Annotated in this window: 23 protein-coding genes and 1 tRNA gene; 5 read left to right on the forward strand and 19 right to left on the reverse strand. The window is 58.5% G+C overall.

Translation table 11 applies throughout. The features are described 5' to 3' along the window. Positions 1–27: 27 nt before the first annotated feature. Positions 28–1,041 carry a hypothetical protein gene (locus PF1751_RS15920; RefSeq protein WP_010209677.1) on the forward strand — a complete coding sequence of 338 codons (1,014 nt, stop codon included), beginning with the start codon at positions 28–30 and terminating at the stop codon, positions 1,039–1,041. Positions 1,042–1,116: 75 nt separating this feature from the next. Here PF1751_RS15920 and PF1751_RS15925 read toward each other — a convergent pair whose 3' ends face one another. The 6 genes from PF1751_RS15925 to PF1751_RS15950 are packed head-to-tail and all read right to left on the reverse strand — an operon-like array spanning position 1,117 to position 7,040. After that, positions 1,117–2,859 (reverse strand): ABC transporter substrate-binding protein, encoded by a 1,743-nt coding sequence (locus PF1751_RS15925; RefSeq protein ID WP_010209676.1) that lies wholly within the window; start codon positions 2,857–2,859, stop codon positions 1,117–1,119. Between the two features lie 32 nt (positions 2,860–2,891). Further along, positions 2,892–3,164, reverse strand: coding sequence for a DUF2160 domain-containing protein (locus tag PF1751_RS15930; RefSeq protein ID WP_010209675.1), 273 nt, complete (start codon positions 3,162–3,164; stop codon positions 2,892–2,894). A gap of 10 nt (positions 3,165–3,174) precedes the next feature. Continuing rightward, a complete protein-coding gene (locus PF1751_RS15935) occupies positions 3,175–3,975 on the reverse strand; it encodes a carbohydrate ABC transporter permease (protein WP_003174634.1) in 801 nt (266 codons plus the stop codon). A gap of 10 nt (positions 3,976–3,985) precedes the next feature. Beyond that, on the reverse strand, positions 3,986–4,852 hold the full coding sequence (locus tag PF1751_RS15940) for a carbohydrate ABC transporter permease (RefSeq protein ID WP_010209674.1): 867 nt from the start codon (positions 4,850–4,852) through the stop codon (positions 3,986–3,988). After that, positions 4,849–5,946 (reverse strand): ABC transporter ATP-binding protein, encoded by a 1,098-nt coding sequence (locus PF1751_RS15945; RefSeq protein WP_044287346.1) that lies wholly within the window; start codon positions 5,944–5,946, stop codon positions 4,849–4,851. The genes PF1751_RS15940 and PF1751_RS15945 overlap by 4 nt, the downstream gene beginning before the upstream one ends. Then, a complete protein-coding gene (locus PF1751_RS15950) occupies positions 5,946–7,040 on the reverse strand; it encodes an ABC transporter ATP-binding protein (RefSeq protein WP_010209671.1) in 1,095 nt (364 codons plus the stop codon). Before PF1751_RS15950 ends, PF1751_RS15945 begins: the two co-directional genes overlap by 1 nt. Before the next feature lie 264 nt (positions 7,041–7,304). Here PF1751_RS15950 and PF1751_RS15955 point away from each other — a divergent pair, with 264 nt between their 5' ends. Beyond that, positions 7,305–9,122 carry a sigma-54-dependent Fis family transcriptional regulator gene (locus PF1751_RS15955; RefSeq protein ID WP_010209670.1) on the forward strand — a complete coding sequence of 606 codons (1,818 nt, stop codon included), beginning with the start codon at positions 7,305–7,307 and terminating at the stop codon, positions 9,120–9,122. On the opposite strand, the gene PF1751_RS15960 is transcribed toward PF1751_RS15955, so the two are convergent. The 7 genes from PF1751_RS15960 to PF1751_RS29280 form a co-directional block, all read right to left on the reverse strand. After that, positions 9,119–10,051, reverse strand: a complete 933-nt coding sequence (locus tag PF1751_RS15960) for a FecR family protein (RefSeq protein ID WP_010209669.1) — start codon at positions 10,049–10,051, stop codon at positions 9,119–9,121. The genes PF1751_RS15955 and PF1751_RS15960 overlap by 4 nt on opposite strands. After that, a complete protein-coding gene (locus PF1751_RS15965; RefSeq protein WP_010209668.1) occupies positions 10,048–10,590 on the reverse strand; it encodes a sigma-70 family RNA polymerase sigma factor in 543 nt (180 codons plus the stop codon). The genes PF1751_RS15960 and PF1751_RS15965 overlap by 4 nt, the downstream gene beginning before the upstream one ends. A gap of 76 nt (positions 10,591–10,666) precedes the next feature. Continuing rightward, complete coding sequence (locus tag PF1751_RS15970; protein ID WP_044287347.1) at positions 10,667–12,784, reverse strand: TonB-dependent receptor family protein; 2,118 nt, start codon at positions 12,782–12,784, stop codon at positions 10,667–10,669. Positions 12,785–12,976: 192 nt separating this feature from the next. Next, positions 12,977–13,246 carry a hypothetical protein gene (locus tag PF1751_RS15975; protein WP_044287348.1) on the reverse strand — a complete coding sequence of 90 codons (270 nt, stop codon included), beginning with the start codon at positions 13,244–13,246 and terminating at the stop codon, positions 12,977–12,979. 134 nt (positions 13,247–13,380) lie between these two features. Further along, positions 13,381–14,130, reverse strand: coding sequence for a hypothetical protein (locus PF1751_RS15980; protein ID WP_031291146.1), 750 nt, complete (start codon positions 14,128–14,130; stop codon positions 13,381–13,383). A 385-nt stretch (positions 14,131–14,515) separates the two neighbouring features. Continuing rightward, positions 14,516–14,833, reverse strand: a complete 318-nt coding sequence (locus tag PF1751_RS15985; RefSeq protein ID WP_010209663.1) for a hypothetical protein — start codon at positions 14,831–14,833, stop codon at positions 14,516–14,518. Positions 14,834–14,838: 5 nt separating this feature from the next. After that, positions 14,839–15,000 carry a hypothetical protein gene (locus PF1751_RS29280; protein ID WP_167337370.1) on the reverse strand — a complete coding sequence of 54 codons (162 nt, stop codon included), beginning with the start codon at positions 14,998–15,000 and terminating at the stop codon, positions 14,839–14,841. A 199-nt stretch (positions 15,001–15,199) separates the two neighbouring features. Between PF1751_RS29280 and PF1751_RS15990 the strand changes: the two genes are divergently transcribed. Both PF1751_RS15990 and PF1751_RS28465 read left to right on the forward strand, forming a co-directional pair. Continuing rightward, positions 15,200–16,057: a sensor domain-containing diguanylate cyclase gene (locus tag PF1751_RS15990; protein ID WP_021492744.1), complete on the forward strand. Its 858-nt coding sequence runs from the start codon at positions 15,200–15,202 to the stop codon at positions 16,055–16,057. A gap of 209 nt (positions 16,058–16,266) precedes the next feature. Then, positions 16,267–17,241 (forward strand): fimbrial protein, encoded by a 975-nt coding sequence (locus PF1751_RS28465; protein WP_226994520.1) that lies wholly within the window; start codon positions 16,267–16,269, stop codon positions 17,239–17,241. Positions 17,242–17,420: 179 nt separating this feature from the next. Here the strand turns inward: PF1751_RS28465 and PF1751_RS29510 are convergent, their stop codons facing one another. Together PF1751_RS29510 and PF1751_RS16005 are read right to left on the reverse strand one after the other, a co-directional pair. Next, positions 17,421–17,918 carry a hypothetical protein gene (locus PF1751_RS29510; protein WP_226994521.1) on the reverse strand — a complete coding sequence of 166 codons (498 nt, stop codon included), beginning with the start codon at positions 17,916–17,918 and terminating at the stop codon, positions 17,421–17,423. A 233-nt stretch (positions 17,919–18,151) separates the two neighbouring features. Next, positions 18,152–18,242 (reverse strand) — tRNA-Ser (locus PF1751_RS16005). Positions 18,243–18,394: 152 nt separating this feature from the next. On the opposite strand from PF1751_RS16005, the gene PF1751_RS16010 reads away from it, so the two are divergent. Continuing rightward, entirely contained in the window at positions 18,395–19,066 is a 672-nt protein-coding gene (locus PF1751_RS16010; RefSeq protein WP_003174664.1) for a Bax inhibitor-1/YccA family protein, read from the forward strand. A 62-nt stretch (positions 19,067–19,128) separates the two neighbouring features. On the opposite strand, the gene murB is transcribed toward PF1751_RS16010, so the two are convergent. From murB to PF1751_RS16030, 4 genes are read right to left on the reverse strand one after another with little or no spacing between them, the layout of a single operon-like run. Beyond that, positions 19,129–20,148, reverse strand: coding sequence for a UDP-N-acetylmuramate dehydrogenase (murB, locus tag PF1751_RS16015; RefSeq protein ID WP_010209654.1), 1,020 nt, complete (start codon positions 20,146–20,148; stop codon positions 19,129–19,131). Beyond that, positions 20,145–20,609, reverse strand: coding sequence for a low molecular weight protein-tyrosine-phosphatase (locus tag PF1751_RS16020; protein ID WP_044287349.1), 465 nt, complete (start codon positions 20,607–20,609; stop codon positions 20,145–20,147). The genes murB and PF1751_RS16020 overlap by 4 nt, the downstream gene beginning before the upstream one ends. After that, complete coding sequence (gene kdsB / locus PF1751_RS16025) at positions 20,609–21,373, reverse strand: 3-deoxy-manno-octulosonate cytidylyltransferase (RefSeq protein ID WP_010209652.1); 765 nt, start codon at positions 21,371–21,373, stop codon at positions 20,609–20,611. Before kdsB ends, PF1751_RS16020 begins: the two co-directional genes overlap by 1 nt. After that, on the reverse strand, positions 21,370–21,555 hold the full coding sequence (locus PF1751_RS16030; RefSeq protein ID WP_003174668.1) for a Trm112 family protein: 186 nt from the start codon (positions 21,553–21,555) through the stop codon (positions 21,370–21,372). Before PF1751_RS16030 ends, kdsB begins: the two co-directional genes overlap by 4 nt. Positions 21,556–21,571 lie beyond the last annotated feature (16 nt).

The following is a 21,571-nucleotide window of genomic DNA, read 5'->3' on the forward strand; positions in this document are numbered from 1 at the left end:
CGACGAGACATTAATAGGGATGTAAATATGCTGACGACACTAGAACAGGCGGAACAATACCAAAGTGCACTCAAGGAATATCTTGAGCTGCACAAAAGTGATATATCCGCTTGCGTCAAAACCATGGCAAAACAGATTGGCAGCACCCTATTAGGTCGCCGAGACTTCTCTTTTCCCACTCAACAGTCCACCTACTACAACGACCAACTGTTAACGATCAAAAACCTACTATCCTCTCCGATAGATGAAATAACCATTGAGCATACTCACTTTGAGCTAGCGAAAACTTTAAGATACATAAGCGCCTTAGGCTCAACACCAGATTTTAGTACGTCACCAATTGTCCAGTTTTACATCCACCCTAAATTCGAAGAAACCCTCCTTTCGAGGATCGACGAAATCACATTCGGTGTTGCGTACACTATTTACCGTGAACGAACTGAATACAATTCTCGAAACCTTGACGAAAATATCAAAAAAATCGAGACGTGGAGCTCAAACATTGATCAATGGGAAAAACGAGCAGCTGAAGCAGAAGACCGTTACAGAGAGGTGACTTCAGGCAATAACTACCTCGGCCTGAGCCATGCATTCGATAAAATAGTCGAGAGCAAGCGCAAAGAAGCTTCAGGCCTTCTATCAGCACTCAAGATCGCAGGCGCACTTGCCTTATCCCTTCCTCTCATTCAGTTGCTAGCTGGAATAACACTTTTCTTGTTCAAAAAAGAAACGACACTGCCCCTCCTGACCCTCACATTTTCAATTGCCGTGGAAATTATTTTAATCTACTACTTCAGACTCATTCACTCTCGCTGGGCAGTATTGAAAAATCAAATCTCACAACTCGAACTCAGAAGTTCAATGTGCGCATTCGTTCATGATTATGCTGCCAAGTCCAAGGATTTGGAGCGCGAAACACTCATGAAATTCGAAAACATGATTTTCTCCGAAGTGATCAGCGATAACGCACCACCTCCCAGCATTTACGATGCAGCCGACTCGATTGCCAAACTGCTTGGTGCTTGGAAGAAACCCGTTTAATCACTTGGCGCGATACAAGGGTGGCGAGGGATCGTACTCCCTCACCACCTGCACAGCGTTAGTCGCAAAAGAGTTTTACTTACGCGCCGCCTCCCACTGCTTGAGCAGGTCGTTATAGTTCACGGTCTCGCCTTTCGGCTTCTCATTGGCCAGTTTCGGCTTCGGCGCGCCCGGCTGGTCGAACCAGTATTGCGCGTCACGCTCGGGGTTCATTTTCGGGCCGCACACCGGTTGCACCTTGGAGCGTTCCAGACGCGTCATGATGGCGTCCTGTTCCTTGGCCAGGTTGTCCAACGCCTGTTGCGGGGTTTTCTCGCCGCTGGCGGCGGCGGCGATGTTGCTCCACCACAGTTGTGCCAGGCGTGGGTAGTCCGGCACGTTGGTGCCGGTCGGCGACCATTCGGTTCGGGCCGGGCTGCGATAGAACTCCACCAGGCCACCCAGTTTCGGTGCCATGTCGGTCATGGCCTGGGAGTTGATGTCGGACTCACGAATCGGTGTCAGGCCAACGATGGTTTTCTTCAGCGACACGGTTTTCGAGGTCACGAACTGCGCGTAAAGCCAGGCCGCAAGCTTCTGTTTCTCAGGCGTCGACTTGAGGAACGTCCAGGAGCCCACGTCCTGATAGCCCTTCTTCATACCCTTTTCCCAGTACGGTCCGACGGGCGATGGCGCCATGCGCCATTTCGGCGTGCCGTCGGCATTCACCACAGGCAAGCCTGGCTTGACCATGTCGGCGGTAAACGCGGTGTACCAGAAGATCTGCTGGGCGATGTTGCCTTGGGACGGCACTGGGCCGGATTCGGAGAAGGTCATGCCCGCCGCTTCCGGTGGCGCATAGGCTTTCATCCAGTCCACGTATTTCTGGGTGGCATACACGGCGGCCGGGCCGTTGGTGTCGCCGCCACGGGTAACGCTGGAACCGACCGGGTGGCAGTCCTCCACGCGAATGCCCCACTCGTCCACCGGCAAGCCGTTGGGCAGGCCCTTGTCGCCGCCACCGGCCATGGAGAACCAGGCATCGGTGAAGCGCCAGCCGAGGGACGGGTCTTTCTTGCCGTAGTCCATGTGCCCATACACGCGCTTGCCGTCGATCTCCTTGACGTCTTCGCTGAAGAACTTGGCGATGTCTTCATAGGCCGACCAGTTCACTGGTACGCCGAGGTCATAGCCGTATTTTTCCTTGAATTTGGCTTTCAGCTCCGGACGCTCGAACCAGTCGGCGCGGAACCAGTACAGGTTGGCGAATTGTTGGTCGGGCAATTGGTAGATCTTGCCGTCGGGCGCGGTGGTGAAGGAGATGCCGATAAAGTCCTTGATATCCAGGGTCGGCGAGGTGAAGTCCTTGCCTTCGTTGGCCATCAGGTCAGTGATGGATTCGGTCTTGCCGTAGCGAAAGTGTGTACCGATCAGGTCCGAGTCGTTGACCCAGCCGTCATAGATGTTCTTGTCGGACTGCATCTGGGTTTGCAGCTTCTCCACCACGTCGCCTTCCTGCAGCAGGTCGTGGGTCAGCTTGATGCCGGTGATTTCGCTGAAGGCCTTGGCCAGCACCTTGGACTCGTACTCGTGGGTGGTGAGGGTTTCCGACACCACGTTGATCTTCATCCCACGGAACGGTTCCGCAGCTTTGATAAACCACTTGAGCTCTTCAAGCTGCTGTTCAGCCGTGAGGGTGGACGGCTTGAACTCGCTGCCGATCCATTTTTTTGCGGCATCTTCGTACGCATCGGCCCAGGCCGAGGCGCTCAAACCACTGAGGGCCAGTACGGCGGCCAATGAAATGCTATGTCGCAGCTTATTGTTCTTATTCAACATAGAGACCTCCAGGTTGTTTATTCATAAGGGCACTAGCCCCAACGCATCACACTCAACAGCCATACCAGGGAGAGCGCGGACGCCACCCAGATGCTCCAGTCGGTAACGCCGATGACCAGCAAATGCAGGTAGGCGCTGCCGAGAAGACCGATAAACAAACGATCACCACGGGTGGTGCTGATCGGTAAGAACCCACGCCGGGGAATACTCGGAGAACGCAGCTCCCAAGTGGTCATGCCCGCCAGGATCAGGGCTATGGCACCAAAAAACAGCGCGGTGGGGGTGGTCCAGGCCATCCATTCCATCATCGACTCCTCAGACCCGGCCCAGGGCAAAGCCCTTGGCCACGTGGTTGCGAACAAACCAGATCACCAGCATGCCGGGAAGGATAGTCAACACCCCCGCCGCCGCCAGCACGCCCCAATCGATACCCGACGCCGACACCGTGCGGGTCATCACCGCCGCGATGGGCTTGGCATTGACCGAGGTCAGGGTGCGCGCCAGCAACAGTTCGACCCAGGAGAACATGAAGCAGAAAAACGCGGTGACACCGATGCCGGAGCCGATCAACGGGATAAAAATCTTCACGAAGAACTTAGGAAACGAGTAGCCGTCGATGTAGGCGGTTTCGTCGATTTCCTTGGGCACGCCGGACATGAAGCCTTCAAGGATCCACACCGCCAACGGCACGTTGAACAGGCAGTGCGCCAGCGCCACCGCGATGTGCGTGTCGAACAGCCCGATGGACGAATACAGCTGGAAGAACGGCAGCAGGAACACCGCCGGTGGCGCCATGCGGTTGGTCAGCAACCAGAAGAACAGATGCTTGTCGCCCAGGAAGCGGTAGCGCGAAAACGCATAGGCCGCCGGCAGCGCCACGCTCAGGGAGATCACCGTGTTCAGGCTTACGTAGTACAGCGAGTTGAGGTAGCCGGTGTACCAACTCGGGTCGGTGAAGATCACCTTGTAGTTGGCCAGGGTGAAATCCTGCGGAAACAGCGTCAACCCGCCGAGGATTTCGGTGTTGCTCTTGAAGGACATGTTCAGCAGCCAGTAGATCGGCACCAGCAGGAACAGGATGTAGATCAGCAGCGGAATAACCTTGCGCTTACTCATGTTGGCGGCCTCAGCGGTTGGCGTCGGAGTGGGTCATGGCGGTGTAGAACAGCCAGGACACCAACAGGATGATCAGGAAATACACCAGCGAGAATGCCGCCGCCGGGCCCAGGTCGAATTGGCCTACAGCCATCTGGGTCAGCGTCTGACTCAGGAACGTAGTAGCGTTACCCGGACCGCCGCCGGTGAGGACGAAAGGCTCGGTGTAGATCATGAAGCTGTCCATAAAGCGCAGCATCACCGCGATCAGCAGCACGCTTTTCATCTTCGGCAACTGGATATGTCGGAACACCGCCCAGGGCGATGCGCGATCAATCCGCGCAGCCTGGTAGTACACGTCCGGAATCGCGCGCAGTCCGGAGTAGCAGAGCAGCGCCACCAGGGAAGTCCAGTGCCATACGTCCATCACCAGCACCGTTACCCAGGCGTCCATGGTGTTGGCGGCGTAGTTATAACTGATGCCCAGGGCGTTGAGGCTGTAACCCAGCAGGCCGATATCGGCGCGACCGAAGATCTGCCAGATTGTCCCTACCACGTTCCATGGGATCAGCAGCGGGATGGCGAGGATGATCAGCACCAGCGAAGACCAGCGGCCCTTGGTCGGCATGGTCAGGGCGATGGCGATGCCCAACGGGATTTCGATCAGCAACACGCAGGCCGAGTAAATGAACTGACGCAGCAGCGAATCGTGAAGGCGTGGGTCAAGCAGCACCTGCTTATACCAGTCGGCACCGACGAAGTAGCGACTGGACTGGTCGAAGATGTCCTGCACCGAGTAGTTGACCACGGTCATCATCGGGATCACCGCACTGAATGCCACCAGCAGGAACACCGGCAGCACCAGCCACCAGGCCTTGTTGTTTTGCACCTTGTTCATGGCTGCACCTCCAGCAGGTAATCGTCGGCGTACACCATCAGCCACTGCGCGGGAAAGCTGATGGAGGCCTTGCCTTCGGGCACGGGTTTGTCTTCGGCCAGGCGTACCTTGAGCAACGCGCCGTCGAGGTTGAGGGTAATAATCTTGTAGGTGCCGAGGTCTTCGAGATGAGTGATATCGGCCTGCAGGGCGTCAGGGTTGTACTCGTCCCACACGTGGATGAATTCCGGGCGGATACCGACCTGCAGCTTTTTGTACTCGGTGTTGGCAATACGTTGCTGCAAGGCCGCTGGCAATGGCAGGTGGGTGTCGGCAAACCGCACCCCGCCCGCCTCGGCTTGCACCTCGATCAGATTCATCCCAGGGCTGCCGATGAAATAGCCGACAAAGGTATGGCTGGGCCGTTCGAACAGATCGCGGGGTGTGCCGAATTGCACGATCTGGCCGCCGTACATCACCGCGATCTTGTCGGCGAAGGTCGAGGCCTCCAACTGATCGTGGGTGACGTAGACCATGGTGATGTTGAACTGCTCGTGGATCTGCTTGAGTTTGCGCCGCAGTTTCCACTTGAGGTGCGGGTCGATCACCGTCAACGGTTCATCGAACAGGATTGCCGACACGTCGTCACGCACCAGGCCACGGCCCATGGAGACTTTCTGTTTCTCGTCGGCGGTGAGGTTGCGGGCCTTCTTGGTCAGCAGGTTCTGCAGGTCGAGAACTTCGGCAATTTCCTGCACCTTGCTGTGGATTTTTGCCTCGGCCATGCCCTGGTTGCGCAGCGGGAACGCGAGGTTGTCGAACACCGTCATGGTGTCGTACACCACCGGGAACTGGAACACCTGGGCGATGTTGCGTTTTTCCGGGGTGAGGTCATTGACCACTTTGCTGTCAAACAGCACCTGGCCTTCGGACGGGCTGAGCAGGCCGGAGATGATGTTGAGCAGGGTCGACTTGCCGCAGCCCGACGGCCCAAGCAAGGCGTAGGCCCCACCCTGCTCCCACACATGGTTCATTTCCCGAATGGCGTAGTCCTCAGGGCCGCTCGGCGTAGGGCTGTAGCTATGCGCCAGGTTCTGCAAATGGATCTCGGCCATCAGGCAACCCTCGCAACACGGCGCCCGGGGGCCTGGACCAAACGGCCCTGCCCATCGAACACAAACAGTTTATGGGTGGGGATATACACGCGGATCGGCGCGTCGACGTCGTATTCGTGCACCCCCGGCAGGTGCAGTACCAGCAGGAAATGTTCGCTGCGCACATGCAGGAAGGTTTCCGAACCACTGATCTCCGCGACTTCCACGGTGACCGCCAGCTCCAGATCGTCATCGTTGCTTGGCACCAGGCTGATATGGCTGGGGCGTACGCCAAAACGGAATTCGCCTTCGCCAATCGGGCGCAGATCGACGTTCAGCGGGAAGTGCACGAAATTGGCAAAGCTCACCTCATTGCCGCTGATACGCCCCGGCATCAGGTTGATCGGCGGCTCGGAAAACAGCTCGGCGGCCAGCACGGTACGCGGCTGGTGATAGACCTCGGCAGCCTTGCCGCTCTGAATCACCCGGCCTTCGTGAAGAATGGTGGTGGTGCCGCCCAGGGCCAACGCTTCATTGGGCTCGGTGGTGGCGTAGATGGCGATGGTGTGGCGCGCGGCGAACAGCTCGCGCATTTCCTGACGCAGTTCTTCGCGCAGTTTGTAGTCCAGGTTCACCAGTGGTTCGTCGAACAGGATCAGCTCTGCGTCCTTGACCAGTGCGCGCGCCATGGCCGTGCGCTGCTGCTGGCCACCGGAGAGTTCCAGCGGGTGACGCTGGAGGAATTTCTCGATGCGCAGCATCTTCGCGGTTTCCAGCACTTTGCTCTGGATCAGCTCATTGGACACACCGGCCTGGCGCAACGGCGAGGCGATGTTCTCGAACACCGTCATGGTCGGGTAGTTGATGAACTGCTGGTAGACCATCGACACGTTGCGCAGGCGCACCGGCTTTTGCGTGACATCCACACCGTTCATCAGGATGCGACCGCTGTTGGGCTTATCCAAGCCGGCCATCAGGCGCATCAGGCTGGTCTTGCCGGACAGGGTGCGGCCGAGCAAGACGTTGAAGGAACCGGCTTCGAAACGCAGGGTGGCGTCGTCGATCCAGGTCTGGCCTTCGACAACGCGGGAGACATGTTCCAGGGTCAATGACATGACACGACCTTTTTTATTATTGGAATGAATCTGGCCAGCTGTCAGAGCGAGTTTCGTGCCAAAACGACAAGTGTTTGATGTGCAAGGAAATGGGGTGAAAGCGATGTTCGAGAGTGAACAATCTGACTGAACAATTGAACAGTTCAGGGGTTGACAATGAACAGTTCTGAACAACACTCTCATGCACAACACAGGGCAACTGTGGGAGCGGTTTTTCCAGGCAGATTGTGCAAGCCCAATAACAATAAAAACGAAGGTCACCCCATGGCCGAACCACTGGCTCACGACACCCTTATCCAGGAATCCTGGCGCCGCTGCCGCGCCTTCGGCCTGGACCACCAGAGCACGCCCAGCTTCGACCAGCTCCCCGCCGAGGGCATCAGTCAACTGCTGGAAAGCCAGCACTCGCTGGTACAGACCACGCATCAGGAAGTGCTGCCCTACTACGAAAACATCCTCAGTAATTCCAACTGCCTGATCATGCTGGCCGACAACCAGGGCCAGGTGCTGACCAGCTGGGGCACCCAGCGATTTATCGACCCCAAGCTGGCCAGAGGCTTCAACCCCGGCGCCAGCTGGATGGAGCGCTCCAGCGGCACCAATGCCATCGGCACCGCGCTGGCCTGTGCCCAAGCGGTGCATATCGAGCACGATGAACACTTCCTCAAGGCCAACCGCTTCATGACCGGCTCGGCGGCGCCGATTTTCGATGCGCAGCGCGAGATCATCGCGGTGCTGGATGTGTCCAGCGACAGCTACCTGCCGCCCTCGCACACCCTGGGCATGGTCAAGATGATGAGCCAGACCGTGGAAAACCGGCTGATCCTCAACCTGTTTCGCGGCGAGCACTTCCAACTGACCTTCAACACCGGCCTGAGCAACCTCGACAGCCAGTGGGCCGGCCTGCTGATCTTTGATGAAAGCGGCCAGGTGCTGTCAGCCAACCGGCGTGCCGACAACCTGCTGGGCATCAGCTTGTCGCGGGTGATGATCGACAGTTTGTTCAAGGTGTCATTGCTGGAGTTGTTGAACCAGCCGGAAGGATTGCCTTTCTCCCTGCAGGCCGCAGGACGCAACCGCTTCCAATGCGTGTTGAGACGCCCCAAGCAGATGCCCGTGCAGGCGCGCGTGTTCACCGAGCCGACGCCACCGACGCCTGCGTCGATTGGCCTCAAGACCCTGCACTTCGGCGATGTACGCGTGGAGAAGGCCGTGCGCCAGGCTGAACGCTTACTGGAAAAGGACATTCCGCTGCTGATCCATGGCGAAACCGGCGTGGGCAAGGAAGTGTTCGTCAAAGCCCTGCACCAGGCCAGTTCGCGCAGCCAGAAGGCGTTTATCGCGGTGAACTGTGCGGCGATTCCCGCCGAGCTGGTGGAATCGGAACTGTTCGGCTATGAAAAAGGCGCCTTCACCGGCGCCAATCAGAAAGGCAGCATCGGCCTGATCCGCAAGGCCGACAAGGGCACGCTGTTTCTCGACGAGATCGGTGATATGCCTCTGCCGACCCAGGCCCGTTTGCTGCGGGTGCTGCAGGAGCGCTGTGTACAGCCGGTGGGCAGCAGCGAGCTGTTCCCGGTAGATCTGCGAATCATCTCGGCCACCAACCGTGCACTGCGCGAGCTGGTGCAGGCCGGACGTTTTCGTGAGGATTTGTACTACCGCATCGGCGGCTTGACCTTGGAACTGCCGCCGTTGCGCGAACGTACCGATAAGCAGGCACTGTTCCAACAACTGTGGCAGCAACACCGCGAGCCGACTCAATGGGCAGGCCTCAGCGCCGAAGTGCTGGCGTTATTCGAACAGCACCCGTGGCCGGGGAATCTGCGTCAGGTGAGCAGCGTGTTGCAGGTGGCGCTGGCCATGGCTGAGGAACAGCCGATCCGCGCGGAACACCTGCCAGATGATTTTTTTGTGGACTTGAAGGTAGATCCGCCGCTGCCCGCCAGTGAATACCTGGATGACAGCATCGATCTGAACCAGCGTTTGAAGGCGGCAGGCGGGAACATCTCCCACCTGGCGCGGGAGCTGGGGGTGAGCCGCAACACCTTGTACAAACGCCTGCGCCAGCACGAAGGCTAACGCGGCTTGACCACCACCAGCAGGTCGGTGAAGTACTCCACCTGGATCGGCAGGTTGTCCGCCAGTGACGACAGCGCCGCCGCCGTATCATCCAGCTTGAACACACCGGACACCCGCAGGTCCTGCAACGCCTGAGGGTCGAAGCGCAGCATGCCATGGCGGTAGCTGGCGAGGGTTTGCAGCACGTCGCTCAGGGGTTGATCGTTGACCTTGAGCAGGCCACGGGTCCAGGCGTCCGGGTCGCTGTTGCCGATGGCTTGCGGCGGCTGGGCGCGGCCGTGATCGAGGACCGAACGCTGGCCGGCGGTGACGTTGACGCCGTCGCGGGTGGCGCCTTTGACCGCGACGCTGGACTCGATCACCGTGACCACCGTGGTGCCATCCGCTGCACGTTTGACCAGATAACGCGTGCCCAATGCCGTGGCCGTACCTTGGTCGGTACGCACCACGAACGGCCGTTGCGCATCCTTGGCCACGTCCACCCAGAGTTCGCCTTGCAGCAACTCGATGACCCGTTGATGGCCGTCGAATTTCACGTCGACCGCCGAATTGCTGTTGAGCTGCAACTGGCTGCCGTCTTCGAGGGCGATCTGCCGGCGCTCGCCGACGCCGGTGCGCTGGTCGGCCATCCAGACCGGCAGGTGTTGCAGGCCCAGCCAGCCGCACAGGACCACGCCGAGCAAGCCCACCGCTTGCGCACCTCGCGCACGTCGCGGGGCGAATGCGCGGTTCAAGGCAATGCGTGCGGGCTTGGCCGGCAGCGTGTCGAGGCTGCCCCATACTGCGCCCATGCGTTCGATGGCCACAGCGTGCCGCGGGTCGGCCTGGCGCCAGGTGTTGAATGCCTGGTGGTCGGCCTCGGTGACGTTTTCGTCATGCAGGCGGGTCAGCCACTGCGCCGCTTGTTGGATGATCTGTTCGGAACTCATGCCAGCGGGTCTGCCGGGTGCAGGCTGTGGTAGCAGTGAACCAAGGCACTGGAGATGTAGTTTTTGACGGTGCTGGCAGACACGTCCAGGCGTGTGGCGATTTCGCTGTAGGTCAGCCCGTCGAGGCGGCTCAGCAGGAACGCTTCGCGCGCCTTGGCAGGCAGCCCGGCAAGCATCTCCGCAATACGTTCCAGGGCTTGCAGCGCGACATGAATCGCGGCCGGGTCGGGCATGCCAGCGTCCTCGCACTGGATCACCAGGGCTTCCATGTAGGCTTTTTCGATGCGACGACGACGGGCGCCGTCGATCAGCAACCGCCCTGCCGTGGTGGCCAGGAACGCGCGGGGCTCTTTGATCTGTTGAGGTTCGGCCAGCATCAAGACGCGGATGAAGGCGTCATGGGCGAGGTCCGCTGCATGCTGGGAACACCCGAGTTTCTTGCGCAGCCAGCCGTGCAACCAGCCGTGGTGCTCGCTGTACATCGCCGTAAGGGTCTGCTGCCGGACGGAGTCGCCTGGCGCGGCCGGAATGTCGTGCATGCGCAAAAAGATCTCAAATGGGAATAATTGCCAATTGCGCAGACAATGCCAGTAAAACAGGGTTTGGGCAAGGGGCTCAGCGCCAGCTCCACGACACACCGGTGTAGATGCCACGGCCATCCGCCGGCGTGGAACGCGCTACATCCAGGCCTTTATCGTCGTATCCCGGCGTGACGGTGTTGGCGTAACGGCGGTTGGTGAGATTGCGCAGGTCGACCCAGGCTTGCCAATCCTGCTGGGGCGCATCGTAGCCGAAGGTGGCACCGAGCACCGTGTAGGACGCGGCGTAGTAGGAGTTGGCGTAGTCCACTGCCACTCTTGATGAATGCTCGGTGTTAAGGCTGGTGTAGAAACCGGTCGGATGGCTGTAGCGCACCTGCGCCTGATAGTAGTGCTTGGGGATACCCGGCAGGGCGTTGTCGCCAAAGCGGTCGTCATCACGGTAGTGGAAGTCGCTGAAGGTGTAGGCCTGGCGCAGAGTGAGCTGGCCGTTATGGCCGCCTTCCCACAACGGGCTGAGCAGGCTCAGTTCCACGCCCTGGTGCACAGTGGGGCTGGCGTTGGATTCTGCGACGATGGCATTGCGGGTGGCGGTTTGCGCCTGGGTTTCCACCGTGAGCAATTCGTGGCGCACTTCAGAGCGGTACAGCGCCAGGTCCCACTGGCCGAACCATTGCTCGCCGCGCCCGCCGAATTCCAGGGTGGTGGCGGTCTGGTTTTTCAGGCTCACGCCTTCACGCTGAAGGCCGGTGGCCGGGCCGCTGTCTTTGGGGAAGTATTTGTTCGAACCCCAAATCATCGACCACGCATGCGGCGGCTCGACCGATCGGCTCAGGTTGCCGTACACCTGCAGGTGCGGGGTGAAGTCGTACCGCAGGCCGATACGCGGAGCGTAGTCCCAGTCGTGCTGGCTGAGCGGCGCCTGGCCTTCGGGATAGGTGACCTGGGTTTCGCGACGGGTGTAGATCGCCGCCAGGCCGGTGGTCAGCCATAGGTCGGGAATCAGTTCCAGATCGTTGCCGATGTGCAACACGGTGTCGGAGCCCAGGTAGCTGTAGTCACGGGTCTTGGTGCCGGGCGCGTAGCCAGCGGTATTACCGGCAGGCGTGCGCACATATTCCGAGGCGCCGTTGTTGGGCATCGCCTGGGTGGTGCGCAGGCCGACGGTGGTGTTGCTGTCGTGGCCAAACAGCGTGTCCTGACGGATGTAGTTGAGGGTGCTGCTGATATCGGTGTACGCGACTTTGAGGCGGTTGGTGCCTTCACGCAGGTCCATCGGGTAATCGTGGTACGCCAGGCCGACTTCGACGCGGGCATTATCGTCCAGCTGCAAGGTGGTCTTGTTGGCGATCCAGGTCGAGCCCGGCTGCAGGCGCTTGGAGTCACGGGCGGCGTTGAGGCTGGCGGCCGCGCGCGGGTCGTGGCTGATCTGGTATCGCGTGAGTTTGCCCGGCGTGTCGTTGGTGGTTTCGCGGTAGCGGAAATAGAAGCGGGTTTCCAGGTCCGGGTTGAAGCGGTAACCGAAGTTGGCGGCCACCCCTTTGCCGGTTGCTGCGCTCTGGTGCTGGTAGCCGTCGGATTCGGAATCGGTGAGGCTGATGTAATAGTCGGCATCCCCCAGCACCTGGCCGGAACTGATCTCACGCTGGGCGTAGCCTTTGCTGCCCGCTTCATAGCGCAGTTGCAGCTTGGGCGCATCGTAGCCCGTGCGGGTCACGTAGTTGACGGCGCCGCCTAGGGCCAACGCGCCCTGGTCAAAACCGTTGGCGCCGCGCAGCACTTCTACCCGGCTTTGCCACAACGGGTCTTTCAGCTCGTAAGGGGTGCCGCCAGGACCGGTCAACGGCAGGCCGTCGAACATTTCGTACAGGCCGGAGGCGTGGGACCCGGGGCTGCGGTTCAGGCCCGAGCCGCGAATCGAGAGCTTCACCCCTTCGTTGTTAGCCGCCTTGGCGTACACCCCGGCCTGGTACTTGAATACGTCTTCGTTGGTACTCACTCGCCCCTGCTGCACGCTATTCATGTCGATGTAGTTGGTGCCACCGGGCACACTCTTGAGCTGCGCCTCGGCCACTTCACCGGCGCTGGCTTCGCTGCTGGTGACTTCGACCGGGGCCAATTGCAGGTCTTCGGCGTGCACCAGCGAGCTTAACGTCAGGGCGGCAAACAGGAACGGAGGGTGGCGCAACAGCATCGGGCAGGTCCTTGGAGTTCGGGGGGCACGTGGTGGGAAGGCTGGGACGCGCGCCAGGTCACGCCTTATTAACGCTTTGACCTCCTGGGCTGTTTTGCGTGACACAGCTGAAGCTGACCTGGCACATAGGAGGTTCACATCCGTATGGGGCGCGACTCCATCCAGGACGTTGTCGCCTCCCACACAAAATCCTCAGCTGTCGGGGATATTCAGCACCTGCATCAATTCTTCTGCTTCTGATCCCGGAGCCAATCGGAATCCATACATTTCATCCGTTGCCAGTATCCCGCGCAGTGCATCGAGCAATTGCGCCTCGATGGGCGAGTCACGCAGGAGTTCGTGCGCAGGCAACAACAGTTCGGCGCAGACACCCTGAATACTCGCCGCATCGATCACAGCCAACAGGATAAAGCGCAGGCGTATTTCTCTTTCAGTAGGCCAAACCGTTTTCCGCTTACCCATGGTAAAGGCCTCATATTTCAGAAAAATCCGAGGCTATTGATGACCAAGGGGTGTTTCAAGCAGTGGGCAGCAAGATAGGCCGATTCCTACGCGCAAAAGGGAAGCACCGTACCTTTATGCTGACGTATCCCTGTTTATTGCACCGGCAGAAAATTCATCAGCAACAAGCTCTGCGCATAGTTCAGGCCAATACGCCGGTAGCGTTCATCGAGCATCTGGGTCAGCAGATCGAGACGCGCGACGATCTTGCCGAACTCCACCGCGAAGCTGAGGTTGCTGCCCTCCTCCGAAATTTCGTTGGAAAACAGCAGCAGCACGCCATTCGCATCCTGACGTTTGCTCAGCAGCCACGTGGCCTTCTCGATATTGCGCGCGGCATTGCTGACGAACTGCGGGTTGATTGAATCGGTGATGTAGAACTCCGTGCGTCCACCGTGGGCGGTCACGATCATGCTGCCGATTGCGTAGATGAAGGCGCCGACCCGGTCGCCTTTGAATTCAGGGCTCAAGGAGTAACTCAGCGCCGCCAGGTCACGACGCTCCCCTAGGGCTGGTAGTGCGCGACGTTGCTCGATGGCCTGGCGAATCTCCCGCGCCGCAGTCACCGCGTCCGGGTAACCCGACTGCCGCCACTGGCTGGGATTACGCAGATAGAGTTTGCTCATCAGTAAATACAGGCTTTGCAGATTGTCACGCATGCCCAGCGTCGCCATGCGATCGACACTGGTCTGGAAGAACTCATCGGGCTTGCCATTGCTGAACTGCTTGACGATATCCTGCCCCTGCTGCTGGCTGCAGCCGCTGGCACAGAGCATTAACAAGGCCGCCAGCAGCAAGGGCTGGCGCACCCGTCGACGATTGAAACAAGGAAACGTGCGATCCATCGGCACCCGATCTGATTCATCCGCCCACGCGGGGATCGGCGGGGCTGGGACAAGGATAGAGCGGAGAAATCCAGAAAAGTGCAGTGACCGGGGGCAGAGAGTTGTAACCAGAGACCGCTGGGCAGATGAATGGGCTTACATTCTGAATAATTCTATTCTGTCTCTATACTTACTGTAACGACTGTAATCAGGGTCACGGCAATGAAACATCCAATTCGTGCGCAAATGGTTGTCCAGATGATTTGCCTGCTTTCGGTGGCGCAGCTTTTTTGCTGAGTTGCGTGTCACGGCTTTAATACTCAGCCGCCCTTGCGGCGGTGGAAGGTATTGCCCGCTGCTCACTCTAATCTGGCCCGACATCCAAATGCCGGGCCAGAGCGTGCCGCTACAGCAAGACAGTGGCCAGCATGCCCAAGGCTCCCAGGCAAAACCCGATCATCGCGCCTCGGCCGGGAAACTCCTGGAACAGCGCCCAGATCACGATCGGTTCCAGCAGCAATAACGACGTCACGGAAACCACCGTGACCACCCAGATATCACCGACTGCCAGATAACCCAGCCAATAAGCCCCCAACAGACAAAGTCCTGCGAAGCACATCACCACCACCGGCATGATGAAAGCTTGCCATGAGCCGTCGCTGGCTTGGGCCAGCCTGGCGGTGACTACCTCACTGTAGATTGCACAAAACTCACCGACGACCATCAACCCTAGAGCAGAAACTCCGAGTAATTCTTTGGACATATCAAAAACTCCTTCGTATTCAACGCACTGTTTTTCAACTCCCAGCCGGCGATGCCGCTGCCGAGGGTTTCGTCGCAGATGTACGAAGCAGCCTTGAACAGGCCTGAATTACCGAAGTGCTTTTGCATGCTCATGTCCTTCAAAAGGGGGTGAGTCTCAGCGACCGGATAGGGCGCTCGGCCCGATCATACGTTTGACCAGGTGTTGTGAACACCCCGGGCAAAGAGCCACCGTGATGCAGGGCATCAAAAAATCACCGCACGTCTCGCCGCCACTCGCCGTGTTCGGGCTATGATCAGCCCCTATGAATCAGACGCCTGACTGCCAATGCCCATTGACCTGGAAGCCCTCTATCCCAAACTGATCCACCTGATGCTGGATACGGTCTTCGTCGTCGACGGCGATAACCAGATTGTCTTCGTGAGCGATGCCTGTGAGGCACTGCTCGGCTACAGCGCCAATGAGCTGGTGGGTACCCTGATCACTCACTACATGCACCCTGAAGACCTGGCACGCACTCGCGCCTCCATTATCCGGGTCATGAACGGCCAACCCCATGTCGACTTCCGCAACCGTTATATCCGCAAGGATGGCAGCGTCGTACATATCCTGTGGGCGGCGTTCTGGTCCGAAGAGGTCGGGGCGCGGATCGGCGTCGCACGGGACGTGACCGCACTCACCCAGGCCGAGGAAGAACTACGCTTCCTCGCCCATCATGACCCGCTGACGGCCCTCACCAACCGGTCGCTGTTCAATGCTCGGCTGGACGACGCCCTGAAGGCCGCACAGCTTCATAACCAGATCCTGGCGCTGCTGTTCCTGGACATCAATGACTTCAAGGGCATCAACGATGTGCATGGCCATGCCATGGGCGATCGCGTGCTCTGTGTGATTGCCCGACGACTGGAGCGCTGCGTGCGCGAGAGCGACCTGGTGGCCCGGATGGGCGGGGATGAGTTCACGGTGCTGATTACGGATATCCAGTCGCAGGATGCGGTGGCCGGCAAGGTGGCGCAGATACTTGCAGTCATGGCTGAGCCACTGGGTGCCGAGTTTGGCGGGGTTAAGATGCCGTCCTGCAGTGTTGGCGTGGCGTTTTACCCGGCGGATGGAGAGGATGCAGATACGCTGTTGAGTCATGCGGATGGGGAGATGTATCGGGTGAAAAGGCAGCGGTGGAACTAATCAACAGCCGGGCTGGCGATGGTTTTACCTAACCTGCCTGGCTCGAAAACCAATCAAGTCGCGGGCAAGTATCAAGGTGTGCAAATGATTGACCTCCTCCCGCGGCCCCTTCCACTGCAAATAGCGTCATCGCGGCACACACTCTAAGAATCGCCTGATTTTCTCAGCCGTAGTTGATCGATAGGGTGCTCGTCCATCTTGCCTCTATCATGGCCGTGAACAAAATGTGTGTTTCAGAAAAACAACGCCGACTGCGTGCACTGCTGAGTACCGCCGCCGCGGTTATGTCTGCTTATTCAGCGGATACGATGGCCGCGAGTTGCAATTTCACCCAGGGTGAAACGTTCACGGCTAACTACGCCGCCGCGCCAATTACCTTGACGGTCCCTCGAGATACGCCCGCAGGCACGGTGGTGTACGAAGAAACCATCACAGCACCGAAGCAGGGTTTTAACTGCACTGTATCGTCACCCTTTATCTTTAGTCTGAACCCGACATTTGGTAGCGTTAAGACTGGTACTACTTTCCCCCTGGGTAAAACAGGGCTGTCAATGAAAATCAAGACCTCACAAAATGGCTATTTAAGTGCAGACAGGGTTATGTCCGGGAATTACCTGGACCCAAGCAGGACGTACACCCTTGAAATTACTAAATCAGGTGAACTGTCATCGAAAAATGAGGTTCCCGCAGGCAACCTGGGAGCGCATCGGTACGGCGATATTGATCTTGTGAAGGTTAACCTGACCAACCCAATCATCTTGAACGCTGCATCCTGCGAGACCCCAGATGTTTCTGTTCAAATGGGAGATGACTATTACCTTGATGAATTCAGCAAGATTGGTGATACGTCACAAAGCGTTCGATTCAACATTGGTCTTAACCAATGCCAGACAGGTATCCAGAAGGTCACCTATGCCCTTAAAGCCACTTCTCAAGTGATTGATCAGCAACAAGGCATCGTAGCGTTGAACGCCAGTTCGACCGCAAAAGGCATCGGCCTGAAACTGATGGACGACACCGGTAAACCTATTGTCCTGGGTACTACCTACCCATTCAATGGCTTCAGTACCACAGGCACAAGCTTCAAAATCCCTCTTTCTGCGGCTTATTACCGCCTGGCTGACGGCGAACTGAAGGCCGGCACTGCCAACGCGTCGGTTACCTTTGTAATGAACTATCTGTAGCACGCTGAGTGTCGGCATTGGCTGTGTTAAAACGCCGCCAGCACCGCCTAAAAGTTAATGCCCCGACAAGTCGAGGCATTAACTTTTGTGGTCTTGGATACGTCAACAGGGTTTTTAAGCCTTACGGCCCCCACCTGACCTCTCTAGACCAGAAACCACTCGCAGCGGGTTCGCCTGAATTATTTGGCTTGGCGAAGCACAAGCTCCGACAGCCGGGTTTTCACGCGGAAGCAGAACTCACGAATTTGAAATTGATACGCGGGCATAACCATATAGTTCAAATCGGAACCCAACGAGTCCTTGATTTCCATATATTTAGCCGTCTTGGCAGCAATGGCTTGGTATTCCGCCTCGTATTTAACGTAGGACGCTTTGTTGTAAACCTTTAAGACATCCAGCTCTTTACGGCATTGCTCAGCGCGATTCTGGTTTAAGTCTGTTTCTGATTCTGGCTGAGCGGACTCTGGAGAGGCGTGGGCCGCCGCGTTAGCAGGTGCAGCCTCATATCGCACAGTCCAATTGGGTGGTGACGAAGGTGCGACTTCAGGTGGTGCTTCATGGACGACGGCGGGAGGTGGAGTCACTTCAGGTTTTTTTTCTGGAGTTTTCGTAGCGCATCCCGCGAGGGCAAGTCCTACCACTACAACGATGCCACACATTTTATCCATCGGGTTCACCAAGAGGTCATTATGGTTGGCTGAGTCGTTAGGTTCTGGGTAAAAGCAATAACCCACTCAATCTTCGAGTGTAAATTCTCTACCAGACTCAAGGCACTCAGCCTCTCTTCCTTGAGCGCACAGACGGACAATAGTAGTAAAAAAACAAAGAGATGACGAGTAAAAGCTGATCTTCCACCACCTAATCCCAGAAACACAAAAGCCCCGCAATCGCGGGGCTTTTGTTTGAATCTTGGCGGGAAACCAGGGATTCGAACCCTGGAGACGCTATTAACGTCCGCCGGTTTTCAAGACCGGTGCATTCAACCACTCTGCCAATTTCCCTTGTGCATCACAGGATTATAGTAGCCCATCCCGTCTCAGCGGGCGCCATAATACCCGAATGAAACACACTGTCAAACTCTTGCCATCGCTTGTTACAGAGCGTCTGTTATGATCTTTGCGACTGAACGTTTCAAAATCGAAGGAGTGTCGCCATGCGCGAACAGAATTACGCAGTGAATGGTAACGCGCAGGCTGAGCAGCTTGAAGTCAGCCGCGTGTTGCGCAACACCTATGGCTTGCTCGCCCTTACCCTCGCATTCAGCGGCGTGATGGCGTTCGTGGCCCAGCAGATGCGTGTCGGCTACCCGAATATCTTTGTCGTGCTGATCGGCTTCTATGGTCTGTTCTTCCTGACCAACAAGCTGCGTGACTCGGCCTGGGGCCTGGTGTCGGCGTTTGCCTTGACCGGTTTCATGGGCTTTATCCTCGGCCCGATCCTCAACCGTTACCTCGGCATGGCTGGCGGCGCGGAAGTGGTCAGCTCGGCGTTCGCCATGACGGCGCTGGTGTTTGGTGGTCTGTCGGCCTACGTGCTGATCACCCGTAAGGACATGAGCTTCCTGGGTGGCTTCATCACCGCTGGTTTCTTCGTGCTGCTGGCGGCGGTGGTTGCGGGCATGTTCTTCCAGATCAGCGGCCTGCAACTGGCGATCAGCGCAGGTTTCGTGCTGTTCTCCTCGGTGTGCATCCTGTTCCAGACCAGCGCAATCATCCATGGTGGCGAGCGTAACTACATCATGGCGACCGTCAGCCTGTATGTGTCGATCTACAACCTGTTCATCAGCCTGTTGCAGATCTTCGGCATCATGAGCCGTGATGACTGATTGTTAACGCAATAAAAAATGCCCCGCATCGAAAGATGCGGGGCATTTTTGTTTCAAGGGAGTTAATACTGGTTGGGCTCCATTTCCAGATCAACCTTGAAACGCTCAGCGATGTCGCGCTGGATACGCTGGGCCAAGTTCGCAATATCGTGCCCCGTGGCATCGCCATAGTTGACCAGCACCAACGCCTGCAACTTGTGTACGCCGGCATCGCCGTCGCGAAAGCCCTTCCACCCCGCCTTGTCGATCAGCCAGCCGGCCGCGAGCTTCATCTGCCCATCCGCCTGCGGGTACGCCACCAGGTCCGGATACACCGCTTGCAGCTCAGCCGCCAGCGCCTGGGACACCAGCGGGTTCTTGAAGAAGCTGCCGGCATTGCCCAGTTCTGCCGGGTCCGGCAGTTTTTCCCGGCGGATGCTGCAGATCGCGCGGCTGACGTCACTCGGCGTCGCCTCGGTGATCCCCTGCCCCGCCAGGCGCTGTTGCACCGGCCCGTAGTCGAGTTTCAGGTGGCTGGCGCGACTCAGGGCAAAGCGCACTCGCAGGATCAGCCAGCGTCCGGTTTCGTGTTTGAACAGACTGTCGCGGTAGGCAAAGTTGCACTCGTCCAGGCTAAAGTCGCGCAGCTCGCCGGTGTGGCGATCCAGAGCAGTCAGGCCGGCGAATACATCCTTGATCTCCACGCCGTAGGCGCCGATGTTCTGCATCGGAGCTGCACCGACGGTGCCGGGGATAAGGCTGAGGTTTTCCAGGCCGCAGAATCCCTGTTCCAGGGTCCACAGCACGAACGGATGCCAGGCTTCGCCGGCTTCGGCTTCGACCACCACCTGCGTGCCGTCGTCATGCAACACACGGATGCCTTGGGTAGCCATGCGCAGGACCAGCGCCGGAATGTCCTGAGTCAACAGCAAGTTGCTACCACCGCCGATCACCAACAGCGGCACCGCGTGCACCGCTGAATAGGCCAGCGCCTCACGGACGTCATCATCGCTGTGGGCCTCGGCAAACAACTGGGCACTGACATCAATGCCAAAGCTGTTGAATGGCTTGAGCGATACCTGCGCAAGCACTTGCAAGGTCATAACCGCTCCTTCAATTCGATCACCAATAAATCACAGGCGCGTTCGATCAGGTCCAGGACCCGTTCGAAGCCTTGTTCACCTTCGTAATACGGGTCCGGCACTTCGTCCACTTCGGCGTCGTAGCGGCGCAGGAAAAGGTCCAGCTCCGCCTTGCCCTGGCCCGGTTGCAGAGCCTTGAGGTTGCGCAGGTTGCTGTGATCCATGGCCAGGATCAGGTCATAGCGCGCAAAGTCGGCGCGAGACACCTGCTGGGCACGCTGGGCGGACAGATCGTAGCCGCGCACCAACGCCGCACGCTGACTGCGTTGATCCGGCGGGTTGCCGACATGCCATTCACCCGTCCCTGCAGACGCTACTTCCACCTGCCCCGCCAGCCCCGCTTCGCGCAATTTATGACGCAGTACGCCTTCTGCTGTGGGCGAACGGCAGATGTTGCCCAGGCAGACAAACAGAACCTCCATCAGGCCCCCAGCAGGCGACGGACGCGCTCAAGGTCTTCCGGGGTATCGACACCGGCCGGCGGCGCTTCCAGCGCATCGCCCACATGGATACGCACGCCGTGCCACAGGGCCCGCAGTTGCTCCAGGGATTCAGTGTTTTCCAGCCAGCACGGGCCCCAGCTGACGAAGTCATGCAGGAAACCGGCGCGGTAGGCGTAAATGCCGATATGGCGACGGTAAGGCACGCCTTCCGGCAATACGTCAGGTTTCTTGGCGAAGGCGTCGCGCGCCCAAGGCAAGACCGAGCGGCTGAACGTCAGCGCCAGGCCGTTGATGTCGCTGACCACTTTCACCACGTTGGGGTTGAACAGGGTCTCGATGTCTTCGATCGGCTCGGCGAGGGTCGCCATGCGCGCTTCGCCATGGGCGGCCAGGTTGGCAGCGACCTGGTCGATCACGCTGGGCGGGATCAGGGGTTCGTCACCCTGTACGTTGACCACGATGGCGTCCGGTGCCAGGCCAAGCTGGGTGGCAACTTCAGCCAGGCGATCGGTGCCGGAGTTATGGTCTTCGCGGGTCAACACCGCCTCGGCGCCAAACCCCTTGCAGGCTTCGATGATGCGCGGATCGTCGGTGGCCACCACCACACGCTCGGCGCTGCTTTTGCAGGCCTGTTCCCACACCCGCTGGATCATCGGCTTGTCGCCGATCAATTGCAGCGGCTTGCCCGGCAAACGGGTCGATGCGTAGCGGGAAGGAATGACAACGGTAAAGGCGGTGGTCATTTATCCAGACGCTCGTCGGTGGTCAGGGTGCGGGCTTCGCTTTCCAGCATCACCGGGATGCCATCGCGGATCGGGTAAGCCAGGCCGGCGCCTTTGCTGATCAGCTCGGTTTTGTCGGCGCTGAGCTTGAGCGGGCCTTTGCAGATCGGGCAAGCGAGGATGTCGAGCAGTTTGGTGTCCATGAGTGGTTCCTGGAAA

The organism is Pseudomonas simiae, from assembly GCF_000934565.1.
GTDB lineage: Bacteria > Pseudomonadota > Gammaproteobacteria > Pseudomonadales > Pseudomonadaceae > Aquipseudomonas > Aquipseudomonas simiae.